Raw genomic sequence first — 24240 nt, forward strand, 5'->3', positions numbered from 1 at the left:
CTCCGTTTTTCAGGTATTTACTAAATGACTTTTTGCTTTTCCAGCTCCTTGATCTGCTCTTCGCTGTAGCCGATACCTTTCAGAACTTTCATTGTATGCTCTCCGTAAAGGGGTGGCGGGCTATAGAGCTGAGCCGGGTTTTCAGTGAATTTTACCGGAAAGGCAAAGGTGCGTATCGTCCCTTCCACGGGGTGTTCCACATCGAGGGTCAGGTTTCTGGCTTGGACTTGTGGATCCGCCAAGGCCTCTTGAAGATTTTTAACCGGTGTAAAGCAGATATCCAACGGCATCAGCAATTCCGTCCATTCTGCCTGGGTCTTGGTTTTCATGATGGCACTGACCTCTTCGATGATCTCCGCCCGTTTCGGGTCCGGGGAATATTGCAGGGGAGCCAGTTCCGGACGGCCGATGCCCTGGCAGAAGCCTTTCCAGAACTTCGGCTCGGCAGCTGCCAGTGAGACATAACGTCCATCCTTGGTTGCGTAGATATGGCAGCAGGCATCGACACCCGTCGTAACTGTTTCGCCGCGCTTGGGAACCTCCCCGTCCGTGAAGTAATCACCGGCGTACAATCCCAAGAAGGGCATAACTCCATCCATCATCGCCACATCGATATACTCGCCCCGGCCAATCGTCTTGCGGCCGATGAGGGCAGCCAGAATACCGATGATGGCCCACATGGATCCGCCGGCGATATCGGCAATCGTAATTCCCGGCATAACAGGCGGCCCGTTCCGGACACCGATCGAGTCCAGGACTCCCGCGATGCTCAGGTAGTTCGTATCATGTCCCGCCATGGTGCGGTAAGGTCCGTTTTGCCCGTAGCCGCTCAAGGAGCAGTAGATTATATTGGGGTTGACTTCCCTGACATCCTGGTAACCCACACCCAGTTGATCCACCACCCCAGGCCGGAAAGATTCCAGTATGACATCATAATCCTTCACCAATTGCAGGAAGATAGCTCTTCCCTCATTGGTCTTTAAATTAAGTCTCATACTCTTCTTGTTGCGGTTATGCATCAGGAATTCCATGGTTTCTTTCACGACCGGTTTACCCATGGTCCTCATATAGTCGCCGCCTTGGGTATCTTCAATTTTCAGGACTTCGGCACCCATGTCCGCCAGGGTCATGGTGCAAAAAGGCCCCGGCAGCAACCGTGATAAATCTAAAACCCGTATACCCTGGAGCAGCATGGCCATTTCCAACACCTCATTATTTATTGCGATATTTTTTCAGGATAGCTCTGCCGGCAATGTGAATCATGATTTCATCCGTACCTCCGCCGAAACGGGTGTTGCGGACATCCCTCCACAAACGGGATATTCTGTGGTCCTTGGTGTAGCCGATGCCCCCCATAATCTGCATAGCGTCATCGATGACTTGGTTTGCTGCCCGTACGCAATAATATTTTGTCGTTGCTGAGGAAATCTGCAACGGCATTCCATTCTCTCTCTCCCAGCAGGCCTTATAAACCAGGTTGCGCATGTTCTCAATTTTGATGGCCATTTCCACGATTTTTTCCTGGATCAGCTGGAAGCTGCCAATGGGCTTGCCGAATTGCACCCGTTGATTGGCATAGACAGCGGCATCCTCAAAAGCAGCTTCAGCCCACCCCAAAACACCGGCAGCAATCTGAATGCGTTCCACTTCGAAATTCCCCATCAAATTCATGAAGCCTTCCCCTTCGACACCGACCAGATCTTCTTCCTCAAGTTCAACATCTTCCAAATAGACTTCATAGGTGGGGGCTGTATTGCCGCCAATCTTTTCCCAGGGCATCACCTTAACCCCGGGCTTGCTCATATCAACCCACCACATGGAGATCGCTTTATGGGGATTCGACGCATTAAGATCCCGGGTAAGGCAGAGCATATAGGGTCTTTGTTTCGCCTCAGTGATAAAGGTTTTATGAGCATTGATATAGATCTTACCGTTCCTGCGTGTTGCCGTAGCCATCATGGCACTGTCATCGGACCCCGCCCCCGGCTCAGTGATACCAAGGCTGAATGCGCATAACCCTTTCTTGGCATACTCCATGGTTATCGCTTTTTGTTGCTCATTGCCAAAGTGCAGAATATCATCGATTAACAAGGAGTTGGAAAAGCAAGGAAAGGGTACGCCGAATTTTGACATTTCTTCGGTGACAAGCATCTGGGTCGTAATGTCGCAGGGGGTGCCGCCGTATTCCTCCGGAATACCCAAAAGGGCAAAGCCGTGTTCAACAAAGGCCTCCGCAATTTTTTGAGGGAATGCATGGTTGTCGTCACACTCTTTCAGATATTCATTGGTGGCCACCTCTTTGAGCACCTCGCGCAGCCCTTCAAGCAGCAATTCCTGCTCTTCCGTCAGTCTGAAATCCATTTTTCCATTACCCCTTTTCATCTTTTTTGACTAGTCGCAGTACAATGCAATGCAATTAACGTGCCAGGTTTCACAAATCCTTGAGTCCCTTATTTTTCAGGGTGAGGCCTTGGCACGCCCAAAGAAAAATGACCGAAATTCAAGACACCGGGGCAACTTGTCTCAAATATCGGTCATACCCATCCCAAATCCCAGGGATTTTTTGAATTACTGTCGAAATTAAATTCAGCAGGGCAGTCCAAGCTTGTGCTATAATTATCAATGTAAGCATCAGCAACTTAATGGTATCCGTAAGGAGGCGACATTGAGTGTTTGCTAAATATAATCATGAAAAAACCAAAACGATTTATTATGACTTTATTAACAATCATGCCAATGTTGAATTAGCTTATTTAAGAAAGGATATTATCCATTCCTGGAAACGCTGCAATGCAGCGCCTATTGATCCTTTTAAATCCAAATTTTCGTTTCCGGCGGAATTTGCTGATCTTGATTCTTTTACCAAGCGAGAATGGGATTATGACCGATTTGTGGTCAATAATAAATTAGCCTTGGAATTCTATGATTTTTTAATATCGATTCACGCTGCCATTTATTATACTGACTTAAACTTGAATATTATAAGAAGTTATGGGGATTCTGATTTACTTAAACGATTAGCCAAACTAAATTGGGATATCGGAACCAACTTATCTGAAGAAAATATTGGGACCAATGCAGCTGCTTTATCCTTTCAGACAAAAAAGTTAGAGGTCGTTGTCGGTGCAGAACATTACTGCAAAATATTGCACCCTTATGTCACGGCATCCTGCCAGTTTAATTCTTCGTATTGGGTTATCATCGCCAATCATTCCAAGTTTTCTCCTTTTTTAAGCAAGTATATCGAGCTGTACACAAGCTATATCAGTTATAGAAATCAAGCGGAAGAAAATAAGCTGGCTCTCGCCATATCACCTCTATATACCGAAGATAAGCTAAACCCCAAAGCTAAAATCCTGATCAATGAAATTGGCAAAATCATCGATGTCAGCAAAAGAGGGATTCGCTTTTTCAATCTTCCTCCCAATAGCTTTAAAAATAAGTATCTAAAAACACTCATTCCTGATTTGGAGCCTGCCTTGCGTTTCTTAAGCTCTAATGACATTCATCATTTGGACTTAATAGTGCGAAATGTTCCCATGCATGTCTACTGCCAGTCGGTTAGAAATAATGAAAGCAATATCTATGGAATGGTCATTACTCTGGAATCCAAGGAGCCTCTTAACCAAAAAGCACGCAGCACTTATCATTTCAGTGATTTAATCGGAATGAGCCCCCGATTTATGCGTATTAAAAAAATGGCGGAACGTGCTTCTTTAAATTCCAGCAATGTCCTTATCTATGGAGAGAGCGGGACAGGCAAGGAATTATTTGCCCAAGCCATCCATAATAGCAGTGAACGAAAACATGGTCCTTTTATCTCCATAAACTGTGCTGTTTTACCAAAGGAGCTTATTGCCAGCGAATTATTTGGTTATGCAGAAGGTGCTTTTACTGGTGCCCGCAAAGGAGGCGCACCGGGAAAATTCGAGTTGGCGCAAGGCGGAACTCTTTTTCTGGATGAAATCGCCGAGATGCCCATCGATATGCAATCTGCTCTATTACGGGTATTGGAAGAAAGACAAATTATGCGGCTCGGTGATGATAAACTTATTGACCTTGACGTACGGATTATAAGTGCTACAAATAAAAATCTAAGTGAAGCTATCGCCAATAAAACGTTTCGCTTGGATTTATATTATCGGTTAAATGTTATTCCTCTCGAACTAATCCCCCTGCGTGAGCGCAGCGAAGATATCCCCCTTTTGATTGAATACTATGTAAATCTTTATAATGAACAATTTCAGACGAATATTTCCGGGTTTACACCGGATGCTCTGGCTATGCTGAAAGAATACAACTGGCCCGGCAATGTGCGGGAACTTCGCAATATAGTTGAGAGAGGAATTAATCTGTGTTTCTCCGATTATATTACTGTTGAAGACCTTCCCACTGAAGTTGCAGAGTATACTTTCCATAGGGAAAACCTAAGTATCACTCATAGCAATAACACCGTCTTTCAGGAATACAAAAAAAAGATCGCAGAGATGAATCAAATAAAAGATTCACTTGCCAAATGCAATGGCAATAAAGTAAAAGCAGCTCATCTTATGGGGCTTTCGCGGTCAAAATTCTACCGTAAATTGAGAGAATATAATTTAGTGAACAAATGAACAACAACCGCCGCAGGCGGGCCAGTTTTCATCACCATACACAGCACACACCGTAATCTGACCACTATCCGGGTAGCCGGCCTTCCCTACTGCCCTTCAGATGCAGATACTCAAACGGTGTATAACTTCTCCGCTTCGGAACCGCTCTTCTTGAATCCCTTGAAAATCACCATCCAAACTCCAATGTAAATAAACATAATCAGGATATCCGTAACAGCCTGAGCATCGGCAAGACCTTTGAAACCTAAGAGATTTGTCAAGCCTTCGAATCCCTCTCAAGCCATTAGAGCTAGACCTCCCATCTGATGGAATCTGTGACACATACCCCCATAATAGAAAAGCTCCTGGGATTGTCTTGCTACAAAGCAATCCCAGGAGCTGACTTTTTTTGCATGTAAAGCCCCCATAGGGCCACTTATCTTTAAAAGTATATTCTGCCCTATCAGGATTTACCGATGGTCTCTACTTATTCCACCCTCTTTTTCTGATTTCTTAAAGTGCTTAAGATGCACCCTTTCATCGGATCAGTTGCTGAAAGATCCGCTGCTCAAGCTGCTCGGACGGTGTGTCTATGCGCTCACCGTCAATGGCGGCATACACTCCTTGGCCGGGGTGATTTTCCTTTAAGCGGATGGTTCTGGCCGTTACAAAGGAGTCCATTTTCAGCTTTCGGATCTTACCGGAAATGGCTGCGAACAACTCTTTCGATCCTTGATCTGTACATTTGTCACAGGTACACAGAGTAAGCTCATGGGTTACAAAAGCAGAATCCGCCATTCTACGGTCATGTTTGGCAACAGGTTCCCTTTTCACAGCTTCATAATGGGTATGCAGCAATTTGTGGGCCAGGGGTGAATTGGCTTCTCCGTAATACTCATCATAAAGGCGCAGGATATCGGGGTTTTCCTGAGATTTGCGATACCGGGAGGTTTGATCGATATTGACGAGAACCTGCTGCCGCTTCTCCAGAGTATCGATCTTCTCCGGCACCGGATGTCCCGCTCCGCAGATACAGCCCCCCGGGCAGGCCATTACTTCGATCAGATCATAGCCTACTTCCGCCCCCTCAATGATCTTCTCCAGAATCGGCTCAACATTGTGCAGCCCGCTGATCACCGCTACATTGACCTTCTTGCCTTTGGCTTCCACGGCAGCCTCTTTGATCCCCTGGAGTCCGCGCACTTCCTGATAATCCAGCCGGTCGGTAATCGCCTCCCCGGTCAGTTTCTCCACAGCCATCCGCAGGGCCGCTTCCGCCACGCCCCCTGAGGCCCCAAAGAGAATCCCCGCCCCGGATACCCGTTTATAGGGTTCACAGAAATCCTGAGGCTCCACATCTGCGGGCTCGATCAACTTAATATCCGCCATTTCCAGCATTTCGGTGGAGGTTAGCACAGCATCCACATCCCGGATTCCATCCGTTGCAAACTCCGGACGGGCCGCCTCATACTTCTTGGCAATGCAAGGAACAATAGAGACCACATAAAGATCCTTGGGATCGATTTCCGACAGTTCTGTAAAGTGATTTTTCACCGTAGCTCCCATCATCATCTGGGGGGATTTGCAGCTGGAGAGATAAGGAATGATTTCCGGATAGCGGCGTTCCACGAAATTGACCCAGCCCGGACAACAGGAGGTAAACTGGGGGATCCGCTCCTGGCTTTGCAGACGGGTTAAAAATTCCGTAGTTTCTTCCACAATGGTCAAATCCGCGGCAAAGGTAAAATCAAAGACTTTATCAAAGCCCATCTTTTTCAGAAGTCCGGCAATGAATTGGGAGGCCTCCTGATAGGAAATCCCATACTGGGAAGATACCACACTGCGTACTGCCGGAGCCACAAAAGCTACGGTCGTTTTGCCCGGATCATTGATGGCTCTGAATACCCTGCCGATTTCACTGCGGTAATCCAAAGCGCCGCAAGGACAGGCATTCACACACTGGCCGCAGCTGACGCAGTCGGTCTGATCCAGAGGCAGTCCGCTCTTCGTCCCCACCAGCTGACGGCCATGCTTCATATAGAAGCTCAGAATATCGGGGCCTTCCACTTCTGCGCAGGCGGCGATACAACGGCCGCAGGAGATGCATTTGTTGTGGTCGCGGATGATGATGGAGTGATCCTCGACGATGGGGATATAAGGGCGTTCATGGACCGGTTTTTTAAACTCAATATGGTGCAGACTGGCTTCCTGGCGCAAATCACAGTCATAACGCTCATAGCAGCCGCACTTTAAGCAGCGTCGGGCTTCCGCTCTTGCGGTCTCTTCACTGAGCCCAGTCTCCACTTCCCGGAAATTATCCCGCCGTTCCGCCGGTGGCAGTGCCGGCATAGGAGCCCGTTTCAGCCGCGGAGTCTTCTCGAATTCCCATTGGGGCAGATCTTCCAGGGACCCGCGGCTGCAGCTGTAATCCACAGGCTGCTCCTTGACATAGCCTTTCATCAAAAAGCTGTCCATGGCCTCCGCCGCATGACGTCCGGCCGCCACGGCCTGAATGACTGTAGCCGGACCTGTGACACAGTCGCCGCCGGCAAAGATCTTCATCTCGGAAGTCTGCATGGTCTTGCCGTTGATTTCGATATCTCCCCACTTATTCAGCTTGACAGGAAGGTCATGATATAAGAACTGGGTATTGGTACTTTGACCGATGGCCCCGATAATCGTATCCGCTTCCAAGGCCGTTTCACTGCCTTCAATGGGAATTGGCCGGCGCCGGCCGGAACGGTCCGGCTCCCCAAGGGTCATCTTGATACAATGGAGCAGCTTGCGCCCACCTTCGCTGACGATCTTATGGGGGGCGGTTAAAAAGTACATTTCAACCCCCTCATGAATCGCTTCTTCCACTTCATAGGATTCCGCAGGCATTTCTTCCCGGGTCCGGCGATAGACCAGCTTGACGGAGCCCGCCCCTTTACGCAGCGCGGTTCGGGCGCAGTCGATGGCCGTATTGCCCCCGCCGATGACAACCACGTTTTTTCCCAGCTTAAGGTCTGCTCCCTTCGTCACCTGCTCCAGGAAGTTTATACCCAGCCAGACTCCTTCCAGATTGTCCCCTTCGATCTGCAGGGGCGTTGCCCGCCAGGAGCCAATAGCCAGATAGACGGCATCAAAGTCCTGATGCAGATCCTCCAACCGGATATGGGTGCCCAGGGCTTTGTTGGTCATGATCTTAACGCCCAGCTCCGCAATCAGTCCGATCTCCCGATCCAGGATCTCCTTGGGGAGGCGGTATTCCGGAATTCCGTAGCGCATCATGCCCCCGGCCCGGGGGTGGCGCTCAAATACGGTGATATCATGTCCCTGAATGGCGCTGTAATAAGCAGCACTCAGCCCTGAGGGACCGGCGCCTACCACGGCAATTTTTTTGCCGGTAGATGCTTTTTTACGAGGTGCCCAAGGTTGTTCATGGGCAATATCCCAGTCGGCAATAAATCGTTTGACATGATTGATGGCCACCGGCTCATCGATTAAATTCCGGCGGCATTGGGCCTCACAGGGATGGGGACAGACTCTTCCGCAAACGATGGGAAAAGGGTTGCGCTCTTTAATCATCTTAATCGCCGTCTCAAAATTGCCGTTGCCCGCATGACTCAGGTAAGATTGGATATCGATATTGGCCGGGCAGGTCATGACACAGGGCGCCACACAGTCGGCATTATGATCCGCCAGAATCTGTTCCAGACGAATTTTGCGGTAATGCTCCAGCCTCGGACTGTTGGTATGAATGAGCATACCTTCCTGAATCGGAGTATGGCAGGCTTTCACATCCTGTTGCTCGCTGCCTTCTCCCAACTCCACCACACATAGCCCGCAGTTGCCGTTAGAACGCTCCAGCCGGATATCGTAACATAAATGGGGGATATGGATATCCTCCTGAAGCAAAGCCTGAAGAATCGTCAGATCACCATAGACTTCCATCTGTCGTCCATTGACAGTTACCCTGATTCGTCGCTGCTTCGTTACTTCTTTCATCCCTTACCGCTCCTTTGCCTATGATCTTTTCGTTTGCCGGTCTCTTCTCCTTGTGCTTGAAGTAATTTTCACTATTTTTCACTGTTTTGTCAAGACCTTATTTACTGATTACATTTATCTATAATCTAACCGCGCCAAAATGGCGCGGTTTACTACAATATCCACTAAAAGATTCAACTCTTGATTGGCTCATAATTCCCGTCCAGAAACCTTAAGTAGGTACCCTCCACTTCGTTGATAAACCTCAAAGTGTCATCATAAACGCCCAGCTCTTTTAACAAAAAAACATCCTTTATCTCATAGAGTAATATCCTCCATCTGTCGCTGTCTTTTTTACATATCTTCTCCCTTTTTTGCAGTTCTTTCAGTCTTATCCTTCTTATTTGACTCGGCAATTCAGTCCAAAACTCAGCGATTGACAAGTGTTCGATCATCACCAGCTCGTCACTAATCAGGCAGCCCAGAGAGCGGAAAACGCCCTTTTCCGTGTATTCAGCCTGCATCCTGCAAAGGGCCAGATGCTTTAAGACCTTACTATCGTCACCTCCATCACCCAGCTCATCCAAATAACGTTTTAGGGCAGGTTCCACATAGGTTTGATTGAAGTGAAAGGGATTCAGCTCCTCAAACAGCCGGTACATGCATCCTTCCCAATCATATCGTCGGAAATGATACGTTCCCATATCCACATAGCCGATGCTTGCCTGGCTTCCCCAATCATATTTTGTGACATACTTAATTTTGCTAGAATTATCTCCCCATACATCCTGATAGTATTCTGCCAATTCTTTCTCATTGCATCCCATAACCATAATAGAAGCATGACAGAAGATAAAGAGTGGGATATGGAGAAAACGCACCCATTGCTCATCTCTGATCAGCAGATTCTCAAAAACAAGGTCATAAAATTCAGGGTCATGCTTCAGATAGGATAGATAAACATCCTCCGCCAAGAATTGATTGACCCGCAGCACAGGCTCATCCCGATACATAAAGATAATAAAGCTTTCCGTGCAAAAGTTTATGAGCTTTTTTATTAATTCCAGATCTTCCCGGCCAATATAGGACAAGAGCATCATATAAAGACTGCTTTCCCGTTCAGGAAGCTCATCTCCCGATGTTTCCAAAGTAGCCAGAAGCAGTTCCACAGATTCTTTGGTCTGCAGAAAGTTATAGATATAATAGGGCGTCCCCGTATTAAGGGTCTTTTTCAGCTCTTCTTTCAGCTCCGGATTGAGGCCGCTCTCAGCAATCATCTCCACAATCTGTTCATCTTCCAGGTCGGTTTCGCCTGGGCCCAAAAGCCAGGTTTCAGCATCTTCCTTAACGGCTTCGAGGACCCGCTCTTCTTGATCCATACCCCCATGTGGCGGCTTTGCAAAGGCGGCTTTTCTTCTTTCTAAAGGCACCGGTTCTCTGCCGCATAAGTCGAGTACCTGCCGTCCGAATTCTTTGGTATAGCGCAGGCCGAATTCCTTAAGCAAGTCCGGGATATCATCGATCAACCTATCCAGCTGCATATCCATTGCGAATTCTTCGAGAAACTCCAATTCAGAAAGGATCCTATCCTTCAAATTCCTTTTTATGCGTGGAAAATAAGTCTCATAAAATACACCGTACTCTTCCGGAAACACGTCCCGGAATTTTTCCATAGCCCGATAATGATAGATGCTGGAGGCTTCCTCATAGTATTTATCAATCACGGCCTTGCCGCTGAAAACCATCCCTTTTTGGCTACAGCGGCCAATAATATCCGGCAGATTATGTAGGTCTGTGTATTGAGCTTCCGGATCACTGCTGCCCATAGTTAAGCAATAATTCTTTATCTCCCTTTCTAAAAACCGCCCAAGAGCAGGATGTCTTTCCGGGTTATAACAGCGCAGCAGATGAAAAAACCTATGCAGGTGTTCGTATTCATAGGGGAAGGTGTCCACATCCCAATTCCAACTGCCGTCATAGTCCCTATAGCTGTCACCATAGTCCTGGTAATGTAAGATACATTCCTCGACAATAAGATCAGCAACTCTCCTGCTGCACTTCATGGATAGATGTTCCAGGAGAAATTGCACCTGGTTGTAGAACGTGCAGCATTGTAAAAGGAGCGGAATATAGTGCTCACCGTTTTCTTCAAGGTGCTGATACAGAAAATCCTGTACGGCCGGCATACTGAACCTTAACATGACGGCTTCTTCTTCCTCATCGTAAAACGATTTAAGCATCGTCTTCTCCAGCTCCGCTATGGTCTCGCTCAAATTCTTTACCGTGGTTTGCTTGGTGCAATCATGAATATATTTTTGGTAGCAACGAGCCATATCCGTTAAAAGCATGGGGGTCGAAGAAATCAGCAAAAGCATGGCCACCATTTGAGCTTCCGGAGAGAGATCCACAAAGATCGATTTCCAGAAGGCGCTGGGGTTGTCAAAGTAGTCACATAACTCCTCATAATAGTCTTGAGAAGAACACCCTCTGTCAGGTTCCCAGGCCAGAAATAACGCCAGCACACGTGGATTATAATTCCGGTGACTTACAATCTCACTGGACTTGGCGAACAAATAATCCACATAGTGATAATCAAGATGCGAGGCATAAAGATGGCGAAACAGGATGCTGGCCTTTTCATCCTCGCCGTACTCTTCCATGGTGCAGATTAATGCGTATTGAGCCAGAGTTTCTCTGAGGGCAGGGTGTTTTTGCAAGCCTTGTTGGAGAATATATTCTCTTGTGGTAAGAATCAGACGCTTCTGGCCCTTGGACTCAATAATACGCCTGATCAGCTTGTCCAGGCGATTTTCATCGTTTCTTCGTGTATAGTCATCATGAAAGATGCTGCCCCAAAAGTCGTCCAGGATGATGACTTGCTTTTGCTGATCATCCATCATCGCGTAGACATCATGAATGGAATTGGCCCAGATGAATCCGGCCAGATTGTCCGGCTGCAGGTAAGCCAGAGCCAATAGGTAAGCCATGGTCGTTTTGCCTACGCCGGGCTCCCCCGAGATCACAATGACCTGGTTCTGAGACCACTCCCGCAATGCCTGGCGGTAAATCCTGGTGGGGGCAAAAACTTTTGACGCTTTAATAGCATCCTTCAGATCTTCTGACGACTCTTTGTAGGCAGCCCGGTGCACAGATTCTTTTAACACCTTTTCCAGAACAGCAAGGTTAGGTGACCAGAGCTTCGGATAGGCATACTGGATGTGCTCATAGAAGGGATCTCTAAGCAGGCGGTTGATATCCTTTCGGCTTAAAATATCCCTGGTGTTGGTGATATACCCTGCAAACAGTTCCACAATCTTTGTCTTCTGTTCAGGGTTAAAGTCCATTGAGACACCCAGGATATAACGGTCAGGATTCAACTTTTTTACTTTGGGCAATTCCTTATGCTGCAGACCGCGATACAGCTTATTAAAATCCTGTTGGCAGCGTTTGGCCTGAACAATGATCTTTTGCGTGTTATCCGTATATGAACCATCAATCCCGGAATCCTGCCCTTCTTTATAGGTTTCCAGAAAGATGTTATCCCGGAGCTGAACGATATCGCAAACCAGATCTTGAAATTCCAGTGGTTCCAGCAAAGCATGAAAATCATAGTTGGACATGTTTTTTCCTCCCCAATCGAGTTGCCTCAGATCATTGTCAGAAAACTCAAAAGCGTTCTCCCTAAAATAAGAAAAAAACCCCTTTATTCGAATATTATACCATTCGAACCAAGGGATTTTCATGCTGTTCTATTTTTTTATTGACTTTGCCAGGTTGTTCCCTTCGCCGCTCAAATTGGCAAGCGTTGCCAATTTGGTAACTCGGCTGCGGGGATCTAATCGGGAATTCCCAACTCAGCCATTACTCCTTCTTTAAGGATTTTGGCAAAATTTACCTTATTTTCTTCCCCCAGATCTTTTAACCATTTAGGAATCATGATATTTTTAGGAACCCTTTTCCTATCAATAGCCTGCCGGACCTCCAGCGTATCAGCCTCCAGCACAATAACCTCGGCACCCTCCCGCTTCGGCCAGTCGGCGGGATCAGAAGCTTTCGGGATGGGTTTGTTGTCCTTTTCCATATGGTACAGATGAATCCCTAAAGAGAGTTCCGCATCATGATAAGCATCTTCCTGAGTTTCCCCCTGACAGATCAGGCCCGGCAGATCCGGGAAAATGACGATATATCGGCCCGACAGGGCATTGCGCTCCATGGTGGCCGGAAAAACATAATTCATGATCATAGTTACCAGTCCTTTTCGGTCGCTTTACTCATAGTCTATGTGGCCAAGATATTAAGTGTGACAAACCCGGTAGACAAATTCCAGGAGTAATTATCTTTATTAAAACAAGGGGCGGCCCTCTGACCACCCCTTGCTCCTCCAAATTATTTTATTTATCACCGTAATGCGTACGACAGCTTGCTATAACGATTATCCCGTCAGTCATACGATATACAAGCCGGTTCGTGTTATCGATACGGCGGGACCACCACCCACCTAAATCACCACGCAACTGTTCCGGCTTACCAATTCCATCATAACCATTGCGCTCAATATCCAGTAAAAGTTGGTTTACTCTTTTCAGCGTTTTTTTATCTTGGCTTTGCCAGTATAGGTAGTCTGCCCAGGCTTGGTCAGTCCATAACTTTTTCATTACTTAATCACCAAGTAAATCATGAGCGGTCAGCTTACCTTCGTTGGCATCCTGAATGGATTGTCGTAGCATTTTCATATTCGCTGGATTATAAAAGCCATCCGTATTCAACGTAATATCAAAAGGTATTCCTCCTTGCCGAAGGGATTGCCGCACAAAAATATTAAACGCGGTTGTCATATTCAGGCCTAACTCATTGAAAAACACTTCAGCCTGCTCTTTCAGCTCTTTATCAATCCTGATATTCAAGTTGGTCGTTTCAGCCATTTTTGTCTAAACCTCCTTACCAATATTTATTGACTGTTACTTATATTTTACTTCATTTTATGTCGTAAATCTAATCTTTGCCCATAAATTCATGGGCAAATTCATCAAACCGTTATAAACAATGTCTCTATGGACTATCTTTTCAATTTACAGCCGATTCACATTCAGATATTCTTTAGAAGTTGCCTGAATAATCCGGGGACATTCATAGGTTGCCGTCAGCCGGACATCACGCCGTAAAATCACTTCCTGCCCCGCTTCCCTCGATCTCCAAGTAAAATGTCATGATAGCAAAAACAACAGCTGTTCCAAAATAGGCATACAAGGCAATCGCTAACACTGCCAAAATAGACGAAGCAGCAATCAGGGCATTGGCGATGATGCCTAATAAAGCTGTAATAAGGGCAATCGGTATCAGGAATAAGAACACCTTGCCTAAACCGGATTGAACCCGGGCCAAAGAAATTTGGGCCGCCTCAATAAGTCCCGCATTTTCAGCAACGATCACATAATCCCAAAAAGTCAGGTAAAAGGCTAAAATAAAAAAACCTATCATGAGGATTAGTGCAAGAGGCCCTATAGCAATCAAGAACAGGGCGACCGCCAGTAGTAGAGCGACCATGAGCAAGGACTGAGCCAAAAAACGGCCAAAATATTGTTTTCCTGCTTGTATATAGGTGCTCACACTGACTTCCTCTTCATTAATTCCTGCCAGGATACACCCCAGGAACCCTCCTTTGAAGAATGCACCAGCCAACAAATAAAGTATAACTATCAATACAGCTAAAAAACCATGGCCCGAATAGCCATAAGGTAGATTGATGTTAAAGGTATCCGTGCCCTGATTTGCAGTATTCATCACCTGAGTTATGCTTGGCAGCGCCGAAGGAATCGTCAGTTTAAATGTGAACCCTTGTGCATTCCTCAGGATATTTCCCAGCTGCAAAAGATCAAGAATTATTGGCACCAACAGTAAGGGATAATACTTGTTGGCCAATTGAAAGCCTTTGCTCAGATTCATCTTTTCATCTCCTCCAAACTTTCCTACAATAGTATAATTCAGCATTTTCCCCTTATTTCCTTCCAAATTTAGCAAGGGACATGAAACGGAACCCGCTGCCATATCCCAAAAGCACTTTTCACTAACCTTATTTTTCTTGCTCCCTTAACTCCCCAACAGCAAATGCAATCAATTCTTTCACAGTTGGTACTCCATTCGCACGCTCAACACTTTCCTGAACCATTTTCTCTCTTTCCGATCTGCCCGGCCTATTATAGGCAAACTCAATAGCAGCCTGCATATCCCTTTTAACTTCTTTCACCGATACCCCATGCTTTCTAGCTACCTTCCGATAAATTTCTCTCATATTCATAATCAATCACCTCATTCAACTAATCTGATAAGATATTAATTAGATTATAGACGATTTAATTATTCATTTCAGCATATTCGACTAATTTAATCGTCCTTTGTTGCCAATACTATCTATTAGAATTAGATAGAGGTGATCTTATGGACGATAATTTTATTCGCAACAGAATCAGTGAATTACGGATTCAGAAAGATGTTTCCGAAAGAAGTATGAGTATTGACCTAGGACACAGCCCCAGCTACATACACAGCATAGTTTCTGGAAAGGCCCTGCCATCCATGACCGAGTTTCTCTATATCTGTGACTATTTCAAAATCTCCCCAAAAGAATTCTTTGACGAAGGAACAAGCTGCCCGGCTTTAATCCAAGAAGTCATTAAAGATTTAAGCGCCTTGGATGAAAAACAAATAAGAAATATTCATGAGATCATTAAAGGTCTAAAAAAATGAAGCAAGTTAAACAACCTGCTTCATTTTTTATTATTTAGTTTGGCAATTGCATTTGCCACGCTTATGGTATTAGTCATAACCAAAAAGAAATAACCGCCCCAAGCTCAAAAGCGGCGGTTATTTCTTAATATAACCAACAAATTGGGCTAACCGTTTTCCGGTTAGACAGCCTGCAGGGCTGACGTGTTTGCACCACGTCGTATTCGGAAAATGCGATGGAGATAATCATAGCCGCAACACAAACCACGCAAATCACGAGACACAACATAAACATAAACAGAACATAAACCTCAATAAACCAATACTACCATCATAAATAAGAAACCACCCTGACTCACCAAGCTGTCTCTGCACAGTTATTACCAAACATAGGCCAAGAAAACAGCACATACTATTTTATCACGTATTCTATATTAGGAGTTGGTGAATTATGAATTGCCCTTTTTGCCATGTCCAGAATTCAATCGCGGAGAACGAGCTGGCCACTACTTTCTACGATAGTCACCCTTTAAATCAAGGGCATCTTCTCATTATCACCAAAAGACATGTCAGCAATATCTTTGAAGCGACTCCCCAGGAAAGGCTGGCTATTTTTTCCCTGCTGGATATGTGCAAAGTCCTGCTTGACCTTGAGTTTGAACCAAACGGCTACAACATCGGCATGAACTGCGGCCAAGCGGCGGGGCAAACTGTTTCCCATTTACATATTCATCTGATTCCCAGGTACGCAGGCGATATAGAATTCCCTAAAGGAGGCATCAGAGGATTAATCCGGAGGGACGGAGGCATACACGGTCTTTCCCAACAGGAGAAGCAACGTTTGCCGATGACAGGAACATCCTTTTCCACTTGAGCAGTCTTTTCCACTGCCGATGAGCCCTTTTCCCTCCTCAGCCACTATTCCACGTAGGTGATTTTATCCTTATCCGGGACATGAGGCGGTTTTGTCGTGTTGGCATACCCTAACAGCACCGAACAGCCAAAGGCATAGCCTTCCGGGAACCCTAACCGCTTGCTGAATTCTTCCGCCCTCAGGCCGCTGGCAAAGGCCAGGCCGGTGTAGCCGCACATAATATTGGCTATCCCCAGGGATGTGGCGGCCAAGGCAATGGTTTGGCATAAGATACCGCAGTCCACCAGGGCGGGGCCATATTGGGTCGGATCAATCGGCACCACAATCATACAGGGGGCTCCGTAGAACAGCCTGCCGCCCCGCTCCATAATTCTGTTATAAGAGGATTGATCCTCCATGCCGGCAAGATAGGCCAGCCCTTCCGCTTCCATTTCCTGCATCAGTTCTTTGTTCTTGACCACGATGACCCGCCAATCCTGACGGTTCATACCGCTGGGAGCCTGTATCGCGGCTTCGGCTATGGCCTTCAGCAGCTCATCCGGAAGCATTTCATCTTTGAAATCACGGCAGGAATACCGCTCCGCTATCACTTTCAAGGTTTCATTCATCCTGTATTCCCCTTCATTCTATAGTATTTTCCTGATTCTATAGTATTTCATAGAAGTATTATATAGATACCAAATCATTTAAAATGCTTCAGCTGCTTTGAGCCGAATCATTGTTCACTGTTCCTTTTCCTCACGAAGGTCTTCCTTCATGATCCGGTGAAGTTTATCCAAGAGGGCGATTAAGGTCGCCATATCCTCTTCCCCCATCTTCTCCAAATAAATCTCCAACTTTTTCTGCATCCCATGAAAGGCTACGGCTAAGGCTTCTTCCCCAAGCTCAGTCAAACGGACATAGACCATGCGGCGGTCACTCTTAGGCGTAATCCGCTCCACATAGTTCTTGTCTTCCAGGGAGTTAATCATTTGTGAAACCGCCGGCTTACTGATCTCAAAATGCTCACTCAGGGTCGAAATGCTTATTCCTCCCTCGCCTGAGCGGTGCTTAATCAGCTTCAGCATCATAATTTCCCGGTGCGGAATTTCTCCGTTACCCCGGAAATTCAGGCTCAGCTGGCGGAACTTTTTGATGCTCTCTAACAATCTCACCGTCTTTTCCTGCATGAGGCTTCCCGTCCTTTCCTTATGCTTTCTTTCTATCTATTTCTATATTTAATTTAAATTCCCCTTTTTTATCCCGGAATAGATAACCGGACCGCTGCCCAACGAACATCAATTCGCTGCAACGGTCCTTTTGCTTAGGAAGAGCTCACCCCTCCACAAAAAACCCTACCTTAGCTCTACATCACAGATCATTCCCGCTTTGAGCAGGCTATCCGGATTCTCAAGCAGAATTTCGATTTGGAACATGCCGGTCTTAGCATCTGAGGCGGGAGCGATATTGACCACTTTACCCTGGGCAGCGGCATCAATGGCCTGCACTTTAACCTCAGCTGTACTGCCGACTTTAATCTGAGAAATATTCGTTTCGGTCACATTGATATACACTTTTACCTCTTGGGTATCGATCAAGGTCATGGCGGCTGCTTGGGGCGAAGCCATCATACCCACTTCAATGGTTTTGGACGCTACCTCTCCGGCCATAGGCGCTCTCACGATACAATCGTCCAATTTCTTTTGGGCAATATCCAATCCGGCCTTAGCACTGGCCATTTGAGCGGAGGCTGCATCGACAGCTCCTTTAGCTGAATTCTGAGCCGTTTGCAGTTGGGCATGGGTGATCTCCACTTTGTCCTGGGCATTGTTCAGTTCTACTGCTGATACCGCTCCGCCATCATAGAGTGCCTTGATGCGGGTATAGTTATCCATCGCCTCATTATAGGCTATCTGGGCTGGGGTAACAGCGGTTTGGCTGTCATAGGAAGCTTTATTGTGATTATAGGAAGCCACGGCTGCATTATAATTAGCGGCGGCCTGCTTCACCTGCAGCTCCAGATCCGTGCTATCCAGTTGGAATAACACCTCTCCCTTTTCCACACGCTGGCCGATGCTTACATTGATCTTGCTGACTTTACCGGTAACATTGGGGATAACCCCCATTTGATCGGCGGCTTCAATGACACTGCTGTAATGAACAGCCTGCAGGGAGTCGGTGTTTTCGCCCCCTTGAGCACCTGACGGAGTATTGACAGGTTCTTCCTTAATGTGAATTTTCACTGTGGCATTCATCCCAAAGGTCAAGGGCAGATTATCCTGGTTGTCAATCACCACTTTGACAGGGATCAGCTGAGTTACCTTGGCATAGGTGCCGCTGGTACTGAAGCTGGAGGCGCCGGAGAAATAAGTTTGGGTAGCCCGGTCTATCTCCTGAACCCTCCCCGGAAAGGTTACACCGGGATAGGCATCCAGCTTTACATCCACCCGCTGTCCCACCTTAATCCTGGCAATATCTGTTTCTTCGATATTAACCCCGATGTAAAGGTGATCCGTATCCGCAATGACCGCCAATTGGGAGGCAGGGGTCACGGCTTGCCCTTGAATAGAGTTATTTTTAATGACCGTACCCTGAATCGGTGAGGTGATATAGGGCAAAACTGCCTGGCGTCCAAGCACTTGATTCTTCTCTACCTGATCACCCTCTTTTACCTTCCACTCCAGCAATTCTCCTGAAGCGTTGGGGGTAATGGTATACATTTTCGCTGTGACTTTAGCATTATCTGTAGTGAAATAGCGGCTGTTCTCATTAAAATAGTAAAACCCTGCACAACCGGCAACCAGGACGATGACCGTTAAGATCCCCAGAACTATCCCTTTCTTGCTTTTTTTGCCCTTGACTTGCTCTTTAAGCTGTTGCTGCTCTTCGCTCTTTAATTGCACTCCCATGATACGCTCCTCCTTTTTTCAATCCCAGGGAATCTTAAACTGCTTCGGCCTCTTCAAACTGGCTCTGATAGAGATCGGCATAGAATCCATTCTGAGCTAACAGTTCCTCGTGATTTCCTTGTTCCACGATATCGCCGTCTTTTAATACTAAAATCATGTCCGCATCCCGGATCGTGGAGAGCCTGTGGGCAATCACGAAACTGGTCCGGTTGCGCATTAAATTTTCCATCGCTTTTTGAATCAATATTTCCGTCCGGGTGTCCACAGAGCTGGTGGCCTCGTCTAAGATCAAAATCTTCGGGTCGGCCAGGATGGCCCGGGCAATGGTGAACAACTGCTTCTGTCCCTGAGAGATATTGCTGGATTCTTCATTGAGAACCATATCATAGCCCCCCGGCAAAGCACGGATAAACTCATCGCAATGGGCCGCCTTAGCTGCTTCCATGACTTCTTCATCCGTTGCTGCAAAGGTACCGTAGCGAATATTTTCCTTAATCGAAGCATTATAGAGCCAGGTATCCTGGAGCACCATACCAAACAAGGAACGCAGGTCATGGCGGCTGAAGTCATAAATGTCATGATCGCTGATCAGGATTCTGCCACCGTCGATTTCATAGAAGCGCATTAAAAGTTTCATGATCGTGGTCTTGCCAGCCCCTGTGGGGCCGACAATGGCGACTCTCTGACCGGCTTTGATGTCCGCGGAGAAGTCATGAATAATTTGTTTATCCTTGCTGTAGCCAAAACTCACATGCTCAAAACGGACATGGCCGCTGAACTGATCCAAGGTGACCGGATGAGCTGTTTCCGGGGTTTCTTCCCCTTCCGCCAAAAATTCAAAGACCCGTTCCGCCGCTGCCGCTGTGGATTGCAGGGTATTGGAGATGGAAGAGAGCTGGGCTATGGGCTGGGTAAAGGAACGCATATATTGAATGAAAGCTTGAATGTCCCCGATGTCCACGACCCGTTTAACAGCCAGGTAGCCGCCGAGAATACTGACCACCACGTAACCCAGGTTGCCTACGAAACTCATCACCGGCATCATAATGCTGGTGACAAATTGGGATTTCCAGGCCGAATGATAGAGTTGATCGTTGACCCGTTCAAAAAGGGCCACGGACTCCGCTTCCCCATTAAAGGCCTGCACAATAGTGTGGCCGCCGTACATTTCCTCAATATGGCCGTTGAGCTCGCCCAGGGAGTGTTGCTGTTCCCTGAAGAAGCGCTGAGAGCGTTTAATCACCACACCCACAATCCCCAGGGATAAGGGGATAACCAGCAATGCGGCCACGGTCATCATCCAGCTGATGGACAGCATCATGATCAAAATACCGACAATGCTGGCCGCTGAAGTGATGATTTGATTTAAACTCTGATTGAGAGTCTGGTTAATCAGATCCACATCATTGGTGATCCTGGACAGGACCTCCCCATGGTTTCTCGTATCATAATAATTCAAAGGAACTCGGCTCATTTTCTCCGAAATCTCTTTGCGCAACCGGTAAGTGACATCCATGGCCACCCCGGACATCAGGTACCCTTGAACATAGGAGCAGATGGAGGAGATTACATAAAGCACCACCAAGACCCCAATAATTTTACCGATATAATTGAAATCGGTCAGAAGTCCCGTCTGGTTATACCAGGCGAATAACCCCTCCGCCAGTTTCGTGGTGACTTTACCCAATAATTTTGGTCCGACAATCGTGAATACAGTGGAGAAGAGCGCAAAGAAAACCACGATGGAAATCGTTGTCTTATGGGGAGTTAAATATCCCGTCAAGGTGCGGAGTGTTTTATTAAAATCCCTGGCTTTCTCGCCCCCGCCAGGTCCGCCAGGCCCTCCGGGGGGACCGCCAAAAAATCCTCTGCCTCCCCCCGGACCCTGACGACCAGGCCCGGAGCCTGTTTGTTTTTCTGCAGCACTCATCTCGCCAGTTCCTCCTCACTTAATTGCGAATAGGCGATTTCCTGATAGACTTCGCATGTTTGCAAGAGTTCATTGTGAGTCCCTTTACCTACAATACGGCCATTGTCCAAGACAATAATTTGTTCGGCATTCATAATCGTACTGACCCGCTGGGCTACCAAAAGGATCGTGCTGGTCCCGGTTTCCCGCTGCAAAGCCGCCCGCAAGTTCTGATCGGTCTTCAGATCAAGGGCGGAAAAGCTGTCATCAAAAAGGTAGATTGGTGCATTTTTTACCAAAGCTCTGGCGATGGACAGACGCTGCCTTTGGCCTCCGGAAACATTGGTGCCGCCCTGGGCGATGACCGAGTCATAGCCTTCTTCCTTGGCCGCGATAAATTCGGTAGCCTGGGCAATCTCGGCTGCCTTGGCTAAGGTCTCCTGGGTGGCCTTTTTATCTCCATAGGATAGGTTGGAGCGGATGGAACCCGAGAAAAGAGTGCTCTTTTGGGGAATATAACCGATCTTTTCCCGCAGGGATCGCCGGGTGACGGTGCGGATATCCTGGCCGTCCACCAGGATTTCACCGGCAGTTACATCATAGAAACGCATGAGCAGATTCAGCAGGGTGGATTTACCGCTGCCTGTAGAGCCGATAATGGCTGTGGTCTGACCTGTTGGGGCAACGAAATTAATGTTATGCAGGACAGCGTCCTCCCCTCCGGGGTAAGCAAAGCCCACATTCCGGAATTCAATCGTCGGCTGAAAATCTTCCCGGAAAGGGACCGGTTCCTCAGGGTCGGTAATGCTTTCCTCTTTCTCCAGAACCTCTGCAATCCGATCCGCCGCCACCGCTGCCCGGGGAAACATAATAAACATCATGGACATCATTAAAAAGGCCATAATGATCTGCATGGCATATTGCATATAGGCCATCATGTCCCCGATACCCATTTGCAAGGCTGAGACATGTTTGGCCCCTACCCAAACGATAATCACCGTGACCAGATTCATAATCAGCATCATGACCGGCATCATCAGGGCCATAGCCCGGTTGACGAAAAGGTTCGTCTCCAGCAGATCCCGGTTGGCTTTGTCAAAGCGGGCGCCCTCGAACTTTTGGGTGTTGAAGGCCCGGATCACCAGCATGCCTTCGATGTTTTCCCGAGCCACCAAATTCAGGCGGTCGATCAGGGATTGAATGAGTTTAAACTTGGGGATGACCACGATAAATAGGATGACCACGACCCCGATGAGACAGAGAACGGCAATCCCGATAATCCAGGACATGGACGAACTGCTGGAAATAGCTTTGATGACCCCGCCCACTCCCAGAATCGGAGCATAAAACACCAGTCGGATCATCATGACTAACACGGTTTGCAATTGGGTGATATCGTTGGTCGTCCGTGTAATTAAGGAAGCCGTGGAGAAATGATCGAACTCAGCATGAGTGAATTGCTCGACTTTCTTAAAAACGCCCGAACGCAAATCCCGGGCGACCCCTGCTGCCGTACGCGCAGCAAAATAGCCCACCATCACGGAAGCAGCCGTTCCCAAAAGCGTGATCAGGAGCATGATCGCCCCCGTTTTCAAGATATAATTCGTATTTCCTGTCATAACTCCGGTATTGACGATATCCGACATATAATCCGGTAAAGCCAAATCACAGTTGGCTTGTAAAAACAGTAAGGCAACGGCACCAAGAATAAACCCGTAATAGGATCTTAAATACTTAACTAAGTTAACCATATAACCTCCTCCACCCCATGGTCAGGTAATTTGTCCAATTATTAGCATTGATAATGTCGCAGAGTTTTCTTGGCAGTACTTACGGGCTATTCGGTAAGTATGTTAAAAGTTAATTAACTTAATAATTAACATAGTCAAGTTTAATGTCCTTATCTTCTTTTGTCAACGGGTTAAGATCTGTAAATTTTTAGGTTAAAAAAACAATAAAAAACGCCCCTGCGAGGCGTTTCAAAAATGAGCAGCATGATTATACCGATCATTTCAGTATACTACAGCTTATATTTTTTCAGTTTCACATCAAGTTCTTGGGTAATTTCATCTAATTTACGGGTAACTTCATTCATCTCTTCCAATATGGATACCTGACTGCCGGCTGCGGCAGCGATTTCTTCACTTGAAGCAGCAGCTTCTATCGTAACGGCGGAAATATTCTCAATAACCTTTAAGACCTCATGGCGATGATTCTGAATTGAGGTCATCCCTTGCTGGATCATGGCGATTTTCGAACTTATCGATTCGGTGGCTGCGGTGATATTTTGGAAAGCGTCATTGGTATGGAGGACAGCCTCATTCTGTTCCCGGGAGACAGCCTGAACCCGCTGCATGGAAGCGATAGTCAGGGTTGACTGATTTTGGATAGTGTGTACCAAGCTGCCGATTTCCACAGTGGATACCCGGCTTTGCTCGGCTAATTTCCTGATCTCCTCCGCCACTACGGCAAATCCCCGCCCGGATTCACCGGCCCGGGCTGCTTCAATCGCCGCATTTAAGGCCAGCAAATTGGTTTGTTCAGCAATACCTTCCACAGACTCCAGAAGCTGCTCAATATTCTTAGTGGAGTTGGTCAGGCTCTCGATGGTTTGATAAATCTGTGCCAGGGCGGCATTGGTTTCCAGGGATTTTTCCTGAAGAAGGTTGACCGACTGAAGCCCGACGCTGTTCAATTGTTTGATGTCTTTTGTATCGTCGCTTACTCCGTCGAAACGGTCCGACAATAATTCGATTTCCTGGGAGAGGTTTTCCATTTTCTCTACCCCGTACTGAACCTCATCGGCCTGCCTGGAAGCGCCCTTGGCAACTTCTTCAATGGATTCGGAAATCTGTCCAACTGAGCATAAGGCTTCTTCAGCTTTGCTTCTGGTTTCCTTGGAAATTTGAATAATGGCATGAAAAACCTTGACAAAGCTCGTAATTAACCCCCGAATGTCTTCAATAATCTCATTAAAGGATGAAGAGATTTTACCGATAAAGCCAAGATCCTTAAATTCCGCCAGGCTGGAATAATCCCCTTCTCTGAACTGAAGGATTTGCTTTTCAAATTTAGCTAACAATTTTTTGTTGGCAAAACCTGAGAAAATAGCAATGATGCCGTAACCGACGGTGCCGATCAGCAAAAGCAAAGGGATAATGTACCAAATATCAAGAATTCGCCAAAGAATAACCCCTAAACCCAGGCTCAATAAGAGATTGACCATGAATGAGATAAATTTAAAATTGCCTATAAATTTTTTGTAATTCATTTTAAATTTCCTTT

The 24240-nt window shown here is 46.9% G+C and carries 19 protein-coding genes; 3 read left to right on the forward strand and 16 right to left on the reverse strand.

All coding sequences use genetic code 11. The annotated features are described in order from the left end of the window. Positions 1–20 precede the first annotated feature (20 nt). Together BUA14_RS03770 and BUA14_RS03775 are read right to left on the reverse strand one after the other, a co-directional pair. Entirely contained in the window at positions 21–1199 is a 1179-nt protein-coding gene (locus BUA14_RS03770; RefSeq protein WP_072771353.1) for a CaiB/BaiF CoA transferase family protein, read from the reverse strand. A 13-nt stretch (positions 1200–1212) separates the two neighbouring features. Next, the gene (locus tag BUA14_RS03775) at positions 1213–2361 is read right to left on the reverse strand and encodes an acyl-CoA dehydrogenase (protein ID WP_072771354.1); all 1149 of its coding nucleotides are present in this window, start codon (positions 2359–2361) and stop codon (positions 1213–1215) included. 308 nt (positions 2362–2669) lie between these two features. Between BUA14_RS03775 and BUA14_RS03780 the strand changes: the two genes are divergently transcribed. Then, a complete protein-coding gene (locus BUA14_RS03780) occupies positions 2670–4613 on the forward strand; it encodes a sigma-54 interaction domain-containing protein (protein WP_072771355.1) in 1944 nt (647 codons plus the stop codon). A gap of 110 nt (positions 4614–4723) precedes the next feature. On the opposite strand, the gene BUA14_RS27795 is transcribed toward BUA14_RS03780, so the two are convergent. The 8 genes from BUA14_RS27795 to BUA14_RS03815 form a co-directional block, all read right to left on the reverse strand. Next, positions 4724–4873, reverse strand: coding sequence for a hypothetical protein (locus BUA14_RS27795; protein ID WP_178371617.1), 150 nt, complete (start codon positions 4871–4873; stop codon positions 4724–4726). Positions 4874–5129: 256 nt separating this feature from the next. Then, the gene (locus BUA14_RS03785; protein WP_072771356.1) at positions 5130–8582 is read right to left on the reverse strand and encodes an NAD(P)-binding protein; all 3453 of its coding nucleotides are present in this window, start codon (positions 8580–8582) and stop codon (positions 5130–5132) included. A 173-nt stretch (positions 8583–8755) separates the two neighbouring features. After that, positions 8756–12181 (reverse strand): nSTAND3 domain-containing NTPase, encoded by a 3426-nt coding sequence (locus BUA14_RS03790; RefSeq protein ID WP_072771357.1) that lies wholly within the window; start codon positions 12179–12181, stop codon positions 8756–8758. A gap of 215 nt (positions 12182–12396) precedes the next feature. Continuing rightward, the gene (locus BUA14_RS03795; protein WP_072771358.1) at positions 12397–12804 is read right to left on the reverse strand and encodes a type II toxin-antitoxin system HicB family antitoxin; all 408 of its coding nucleotides are present in this window, start codon (positions 12802–12804) and stop codon (positions 12397–12399) included. A gap of 148 nt (positions 12805–12952) precedes the next feature. Then, entirely contained in the window at positions 12953–13216 is a 264-nt protein-coding gene (locus tag BUA14_RS03800) for a Txe/YoeB family addiction module toxin (protein WP_015943793.1), read from the reverse strand. A gap of 3 nt (positions 13217–13219) precedes the next feature. Then, positions 13220–13483, reverse strand: coding sequence for a type II toxin-antitoxin system RelB/DinJ family antitoxin (locus BUA14_RS03805; protein ID WP_015943792.1), 264 nt, complete (start codon positions 13481–13483; stop codon positions 13220–13222). 229 nt (positions 13484–13712) lie between these two features. Then, positions 13713–14504 (reverse strand): hypothetical protein, encoded by a 792-nt coding sequence (locus tag BUA14_RS03810; protein WP_242954538.1) that lies wholly within the window; start codon positions 14502–14504, stop codon positions 13713–13715. Positions 14505–14631: 127 nt separating this feature from the next. Continuing rightward, positions 14632–14856, reverse strand: coding sequence for a sporulation initiation factor Spo0A C-terminal domain-containing protein (locus BUA14_RS03815; protein WP_072771359.1), 225 nt, complete (start codon positions 14854–14856; stop codon positions 14632–14634). Positions 14857–14996: 140 nt separating this feature from the next. Here BUA14_RS03815 and BUA14_RS03820 point away from each other — a divergent pair, with 140 nt between their 5' ends. After that, positions 14997–15305 (forward strand): helix-turn-helix transcriptional regulator, encoded by a 309-nt coding sequence (locus BUA14_RS03820; RefSeq protein WP_072771360.1) that lies wholly within the window; start codon positions 14997–14999, stop codon positions 15303–15305. Between the two features lie 430 nt (positions 15306–15735). Further along, a complete protein-coding gene (locus tag BUA14_RS03825; RefSeq protein ID WP_072771361.1) occupies positions 15736–16158 on the forward strand; it encodes an HIT family protein in 423 nt (140 codons plus the stop codon). Positions 16159–16202: 44 nt separating this feature from the next. On the opposite strand, the gene BUA14_RS03830 is transcribed toward BUA14_RS03825, so the two are convergent. The 6 genes from BUA14_RS03830 to BUA14_RS03855 all read right to left on the reverse strand — a co-directional run bounded on the left by BUA14_RS03830 (position 16203) and on the right by BUA14_RS03855 (position 24226). Then, positions 16203–16766 carry a nitroreductase gene (locus BUA14_RS03830; protein ID WP_072771362.1) on the reverse strand — a complete coding sequence of 188 codons (564 nt, stop codon included), beginning with the start codon at positions 16764–16766 and terminating at the stop codon, positions 16203–16205. A gap of 114 nt (positions 16767–16880) precedes the next feature. Next, positions 16881–17327 (reverse strand): MarR family winged helix-turn-helix transcriptional regulator, encoded by a 447-nt coding sequence (locus tag BUA14_RS03835; protein ID WP_072771363.1) that lies wholly within the window; start codon positions 17325–17327, stop codon positions 16881–16883. Between the two features lie 165 nt (positions 17328–17492). Then, positions 17493–19046 carry an efflux RND transporter periplasmic adaptor subunit gene (locus BUA14_RS03840; protein WP_072771364.1) on the reverse strand — a complete coding sequence of 518 codons (1554 nt, stop codon included), beginning with the start codon at positions 19044–19046 and terminating at the stop codon, positions 17493–17495. Positions 19047–19080: 34 nt separating this feature from the next. Further along, the gene (locus BUA14_RS03845) at positions 19081–20976 is read right to left on the reverse strand and encodes an ABC transporter ATP-binding protein (protein WP_072771365.1); all 1896 of its coding nucleotides are present in this window, start codon (positions 20974–20976) and stop codon (positions 19081–19083) included. Then, complete coding sequence (locus BUA14_RS03850) at positions 20973–22706, reverse strand: ABC transporter ATP-binding protein (RefSeq protein ID WP_072771366.1); 1734 nt, start codon at positions 22704–22706, stop codon at positions 20973–20975. The genes BUA14_RS03845 and BUA14_RS03850 overlap by 4 nt, the downstream gene beginning before the upstream one ends. Positions 22707–22975: 269 nt before the next feature. Next, on the reverse strand, positions 22976–24226 hold the full coding sequence (locus BUA14_RS03855) for a methyl-accepting chemotaxis protein (RefSeq protein WP_072771367.1): 1251 nt from the start codon (positions 24224–24226) through the stop codon (positions 22976–22978). Positions 24227–24240 lie beyond the last annotated feature (14 nt).

The sequence above is a fragment of the Desulfitobacterium chlororespirans DSM 11544 genome (assembly GCF_900143285.1).
GTDB lineage: Bacteria > Bacillota > Desulfitobacteriia > Desulfitobacteriales > Desulfitobacteriaceae > Desulfitobacterium > Desulfitobacterium chlororespirans.

What these genes read in the sequence shown, in the direction of transcription:
- BUA14_RS03820 (WP_072771360.1), top strand. Translation starts at nt 14,997, where the DNA reads ATGGACGATAATTTTATTCGCAACAGAATCAGTGAATTACGGATTCAG.
- BUA14_RS03845 (WP_072771365.1), bottom strand. Translation starts at nt 20,976, where the DNA reads ATGAGTGCTGCAGAAAAACAAACAGGCTCCGGGCCTGGTCGTCAGGGT.
- BUA14_RS03850 (WP_072771366.1), bottom strand. Translation starts at nt 22,706, where the DNA reads ATGGTTAACTTAGTTAAGTATTTAAGATCCTATTACGGGTTTATTCTT.
- BUA14_RS03770 (WP_072771353.1), bottom strand. Translation starts at nt 1,199, where the DNA reads ATGGCCATGCTGCTCCAGGGTATACGGGTTTTAGATTTATCACGGTTG.
- BUA14_RS03785 (WP_072771356.1), bottom strand. Translation starts at nt 8,582, where the DNA reads ATGAAAGAAGTAACGAAGCAGCGACGAATCAGGGTAACTGTCAATGGA.
- BUA14_RS03815 (WP_072771359.1), bottom strand. Translation starts at nt 14,856, where the DNA reads ATGAATATGAGAGAAATTTATCGGAAGGTAGCTAGAAAGCATGGGGTA.
- BUA14_RS03795 (WP_072771358.1), bottom strand. Translation starts at nt 12,804, where the DNA reads ATGATCATGAATTATGTTTTTCCGGCCACCATGGAGCGCAATGCCCTG.
- BUA14_RS03805 (WP_015943792.1), bottom strand. Translation starts at nt 13,483, where the DNA reads ATGGCTGAAACGACCAACTTGAATATCAGGATTGATAAAGAGCTGAAA.
- BUA14_RS03810 (WP_242954538.1), bottom strand. Translation starts at nt 14,504, where the DNA reads ATGAATCTGAGCAAAGGCTTTCAATTGGCCAACAAGTATTATCCCTTA.
- BUA14_RS03835 (WP_072771363.1), bottom strand. Translation starts at nt 17,327, where the DNA reads ATGCAGGAAAAGACGGTGAGATTGTTAGAGAGCATCAAAAAGTTCCGC.
- BUA14_RS03825 (WP_072771361.1), top strand. Translation starts at nt 15,736, where the DNA reads ATGAATTGCCCTTTTTGCCATGTCCAGAATTCAATCGCGGAGAACGAG.
- BUA14_RS03830 (WP_072771362.1), bottom strand. Translation starts at nt 16,766, where the DNA reads ATGAATGAAACCTTGAAAGTGATAGCGGAGCGGTATTCCTGCCGTGAT.
- BUA14_RS03840 (WP_072771364.1), bottom strand. Translation starts at nt 19,046, where the DNA reads ATGGGAGTGCAATTAAAGAGCGAAGAGCAGCAACAGCTTAAAGAGCAA.
- BUA14_RS03855 (WP_072771367.1), bottom strand. Translation starts at nt 24,226, where the DNA reads ATGAATTACAAAAAATTTATAGGCAATTTTAAATTTATCTCATTCATG.
- BUA14_RS03800 (WP_015943793.1), bottom strand. Translation starts at nt 13,216, where the DNA reads ATGAAAAAGTTATGGACTGACCAAGCCTGGGCAGACTACCTATACTGG.
- BUA14_RS03790 (WP_072771357.1), bottom strand. Translation starts at nt 12,181, where the DNA reads ATGTCCAACTATGATTTTCATGCTTTGCTGGAACCACTGGAATTTCAA.
- BUA14_RS03775 (WP_072771354.1), bottom strand. Translation starts at nt 2,361, where the DNA reads ATGGATTTCAGACTGACGGAAGAGCAGGAATTGCTGCTTGAAGGGCTG.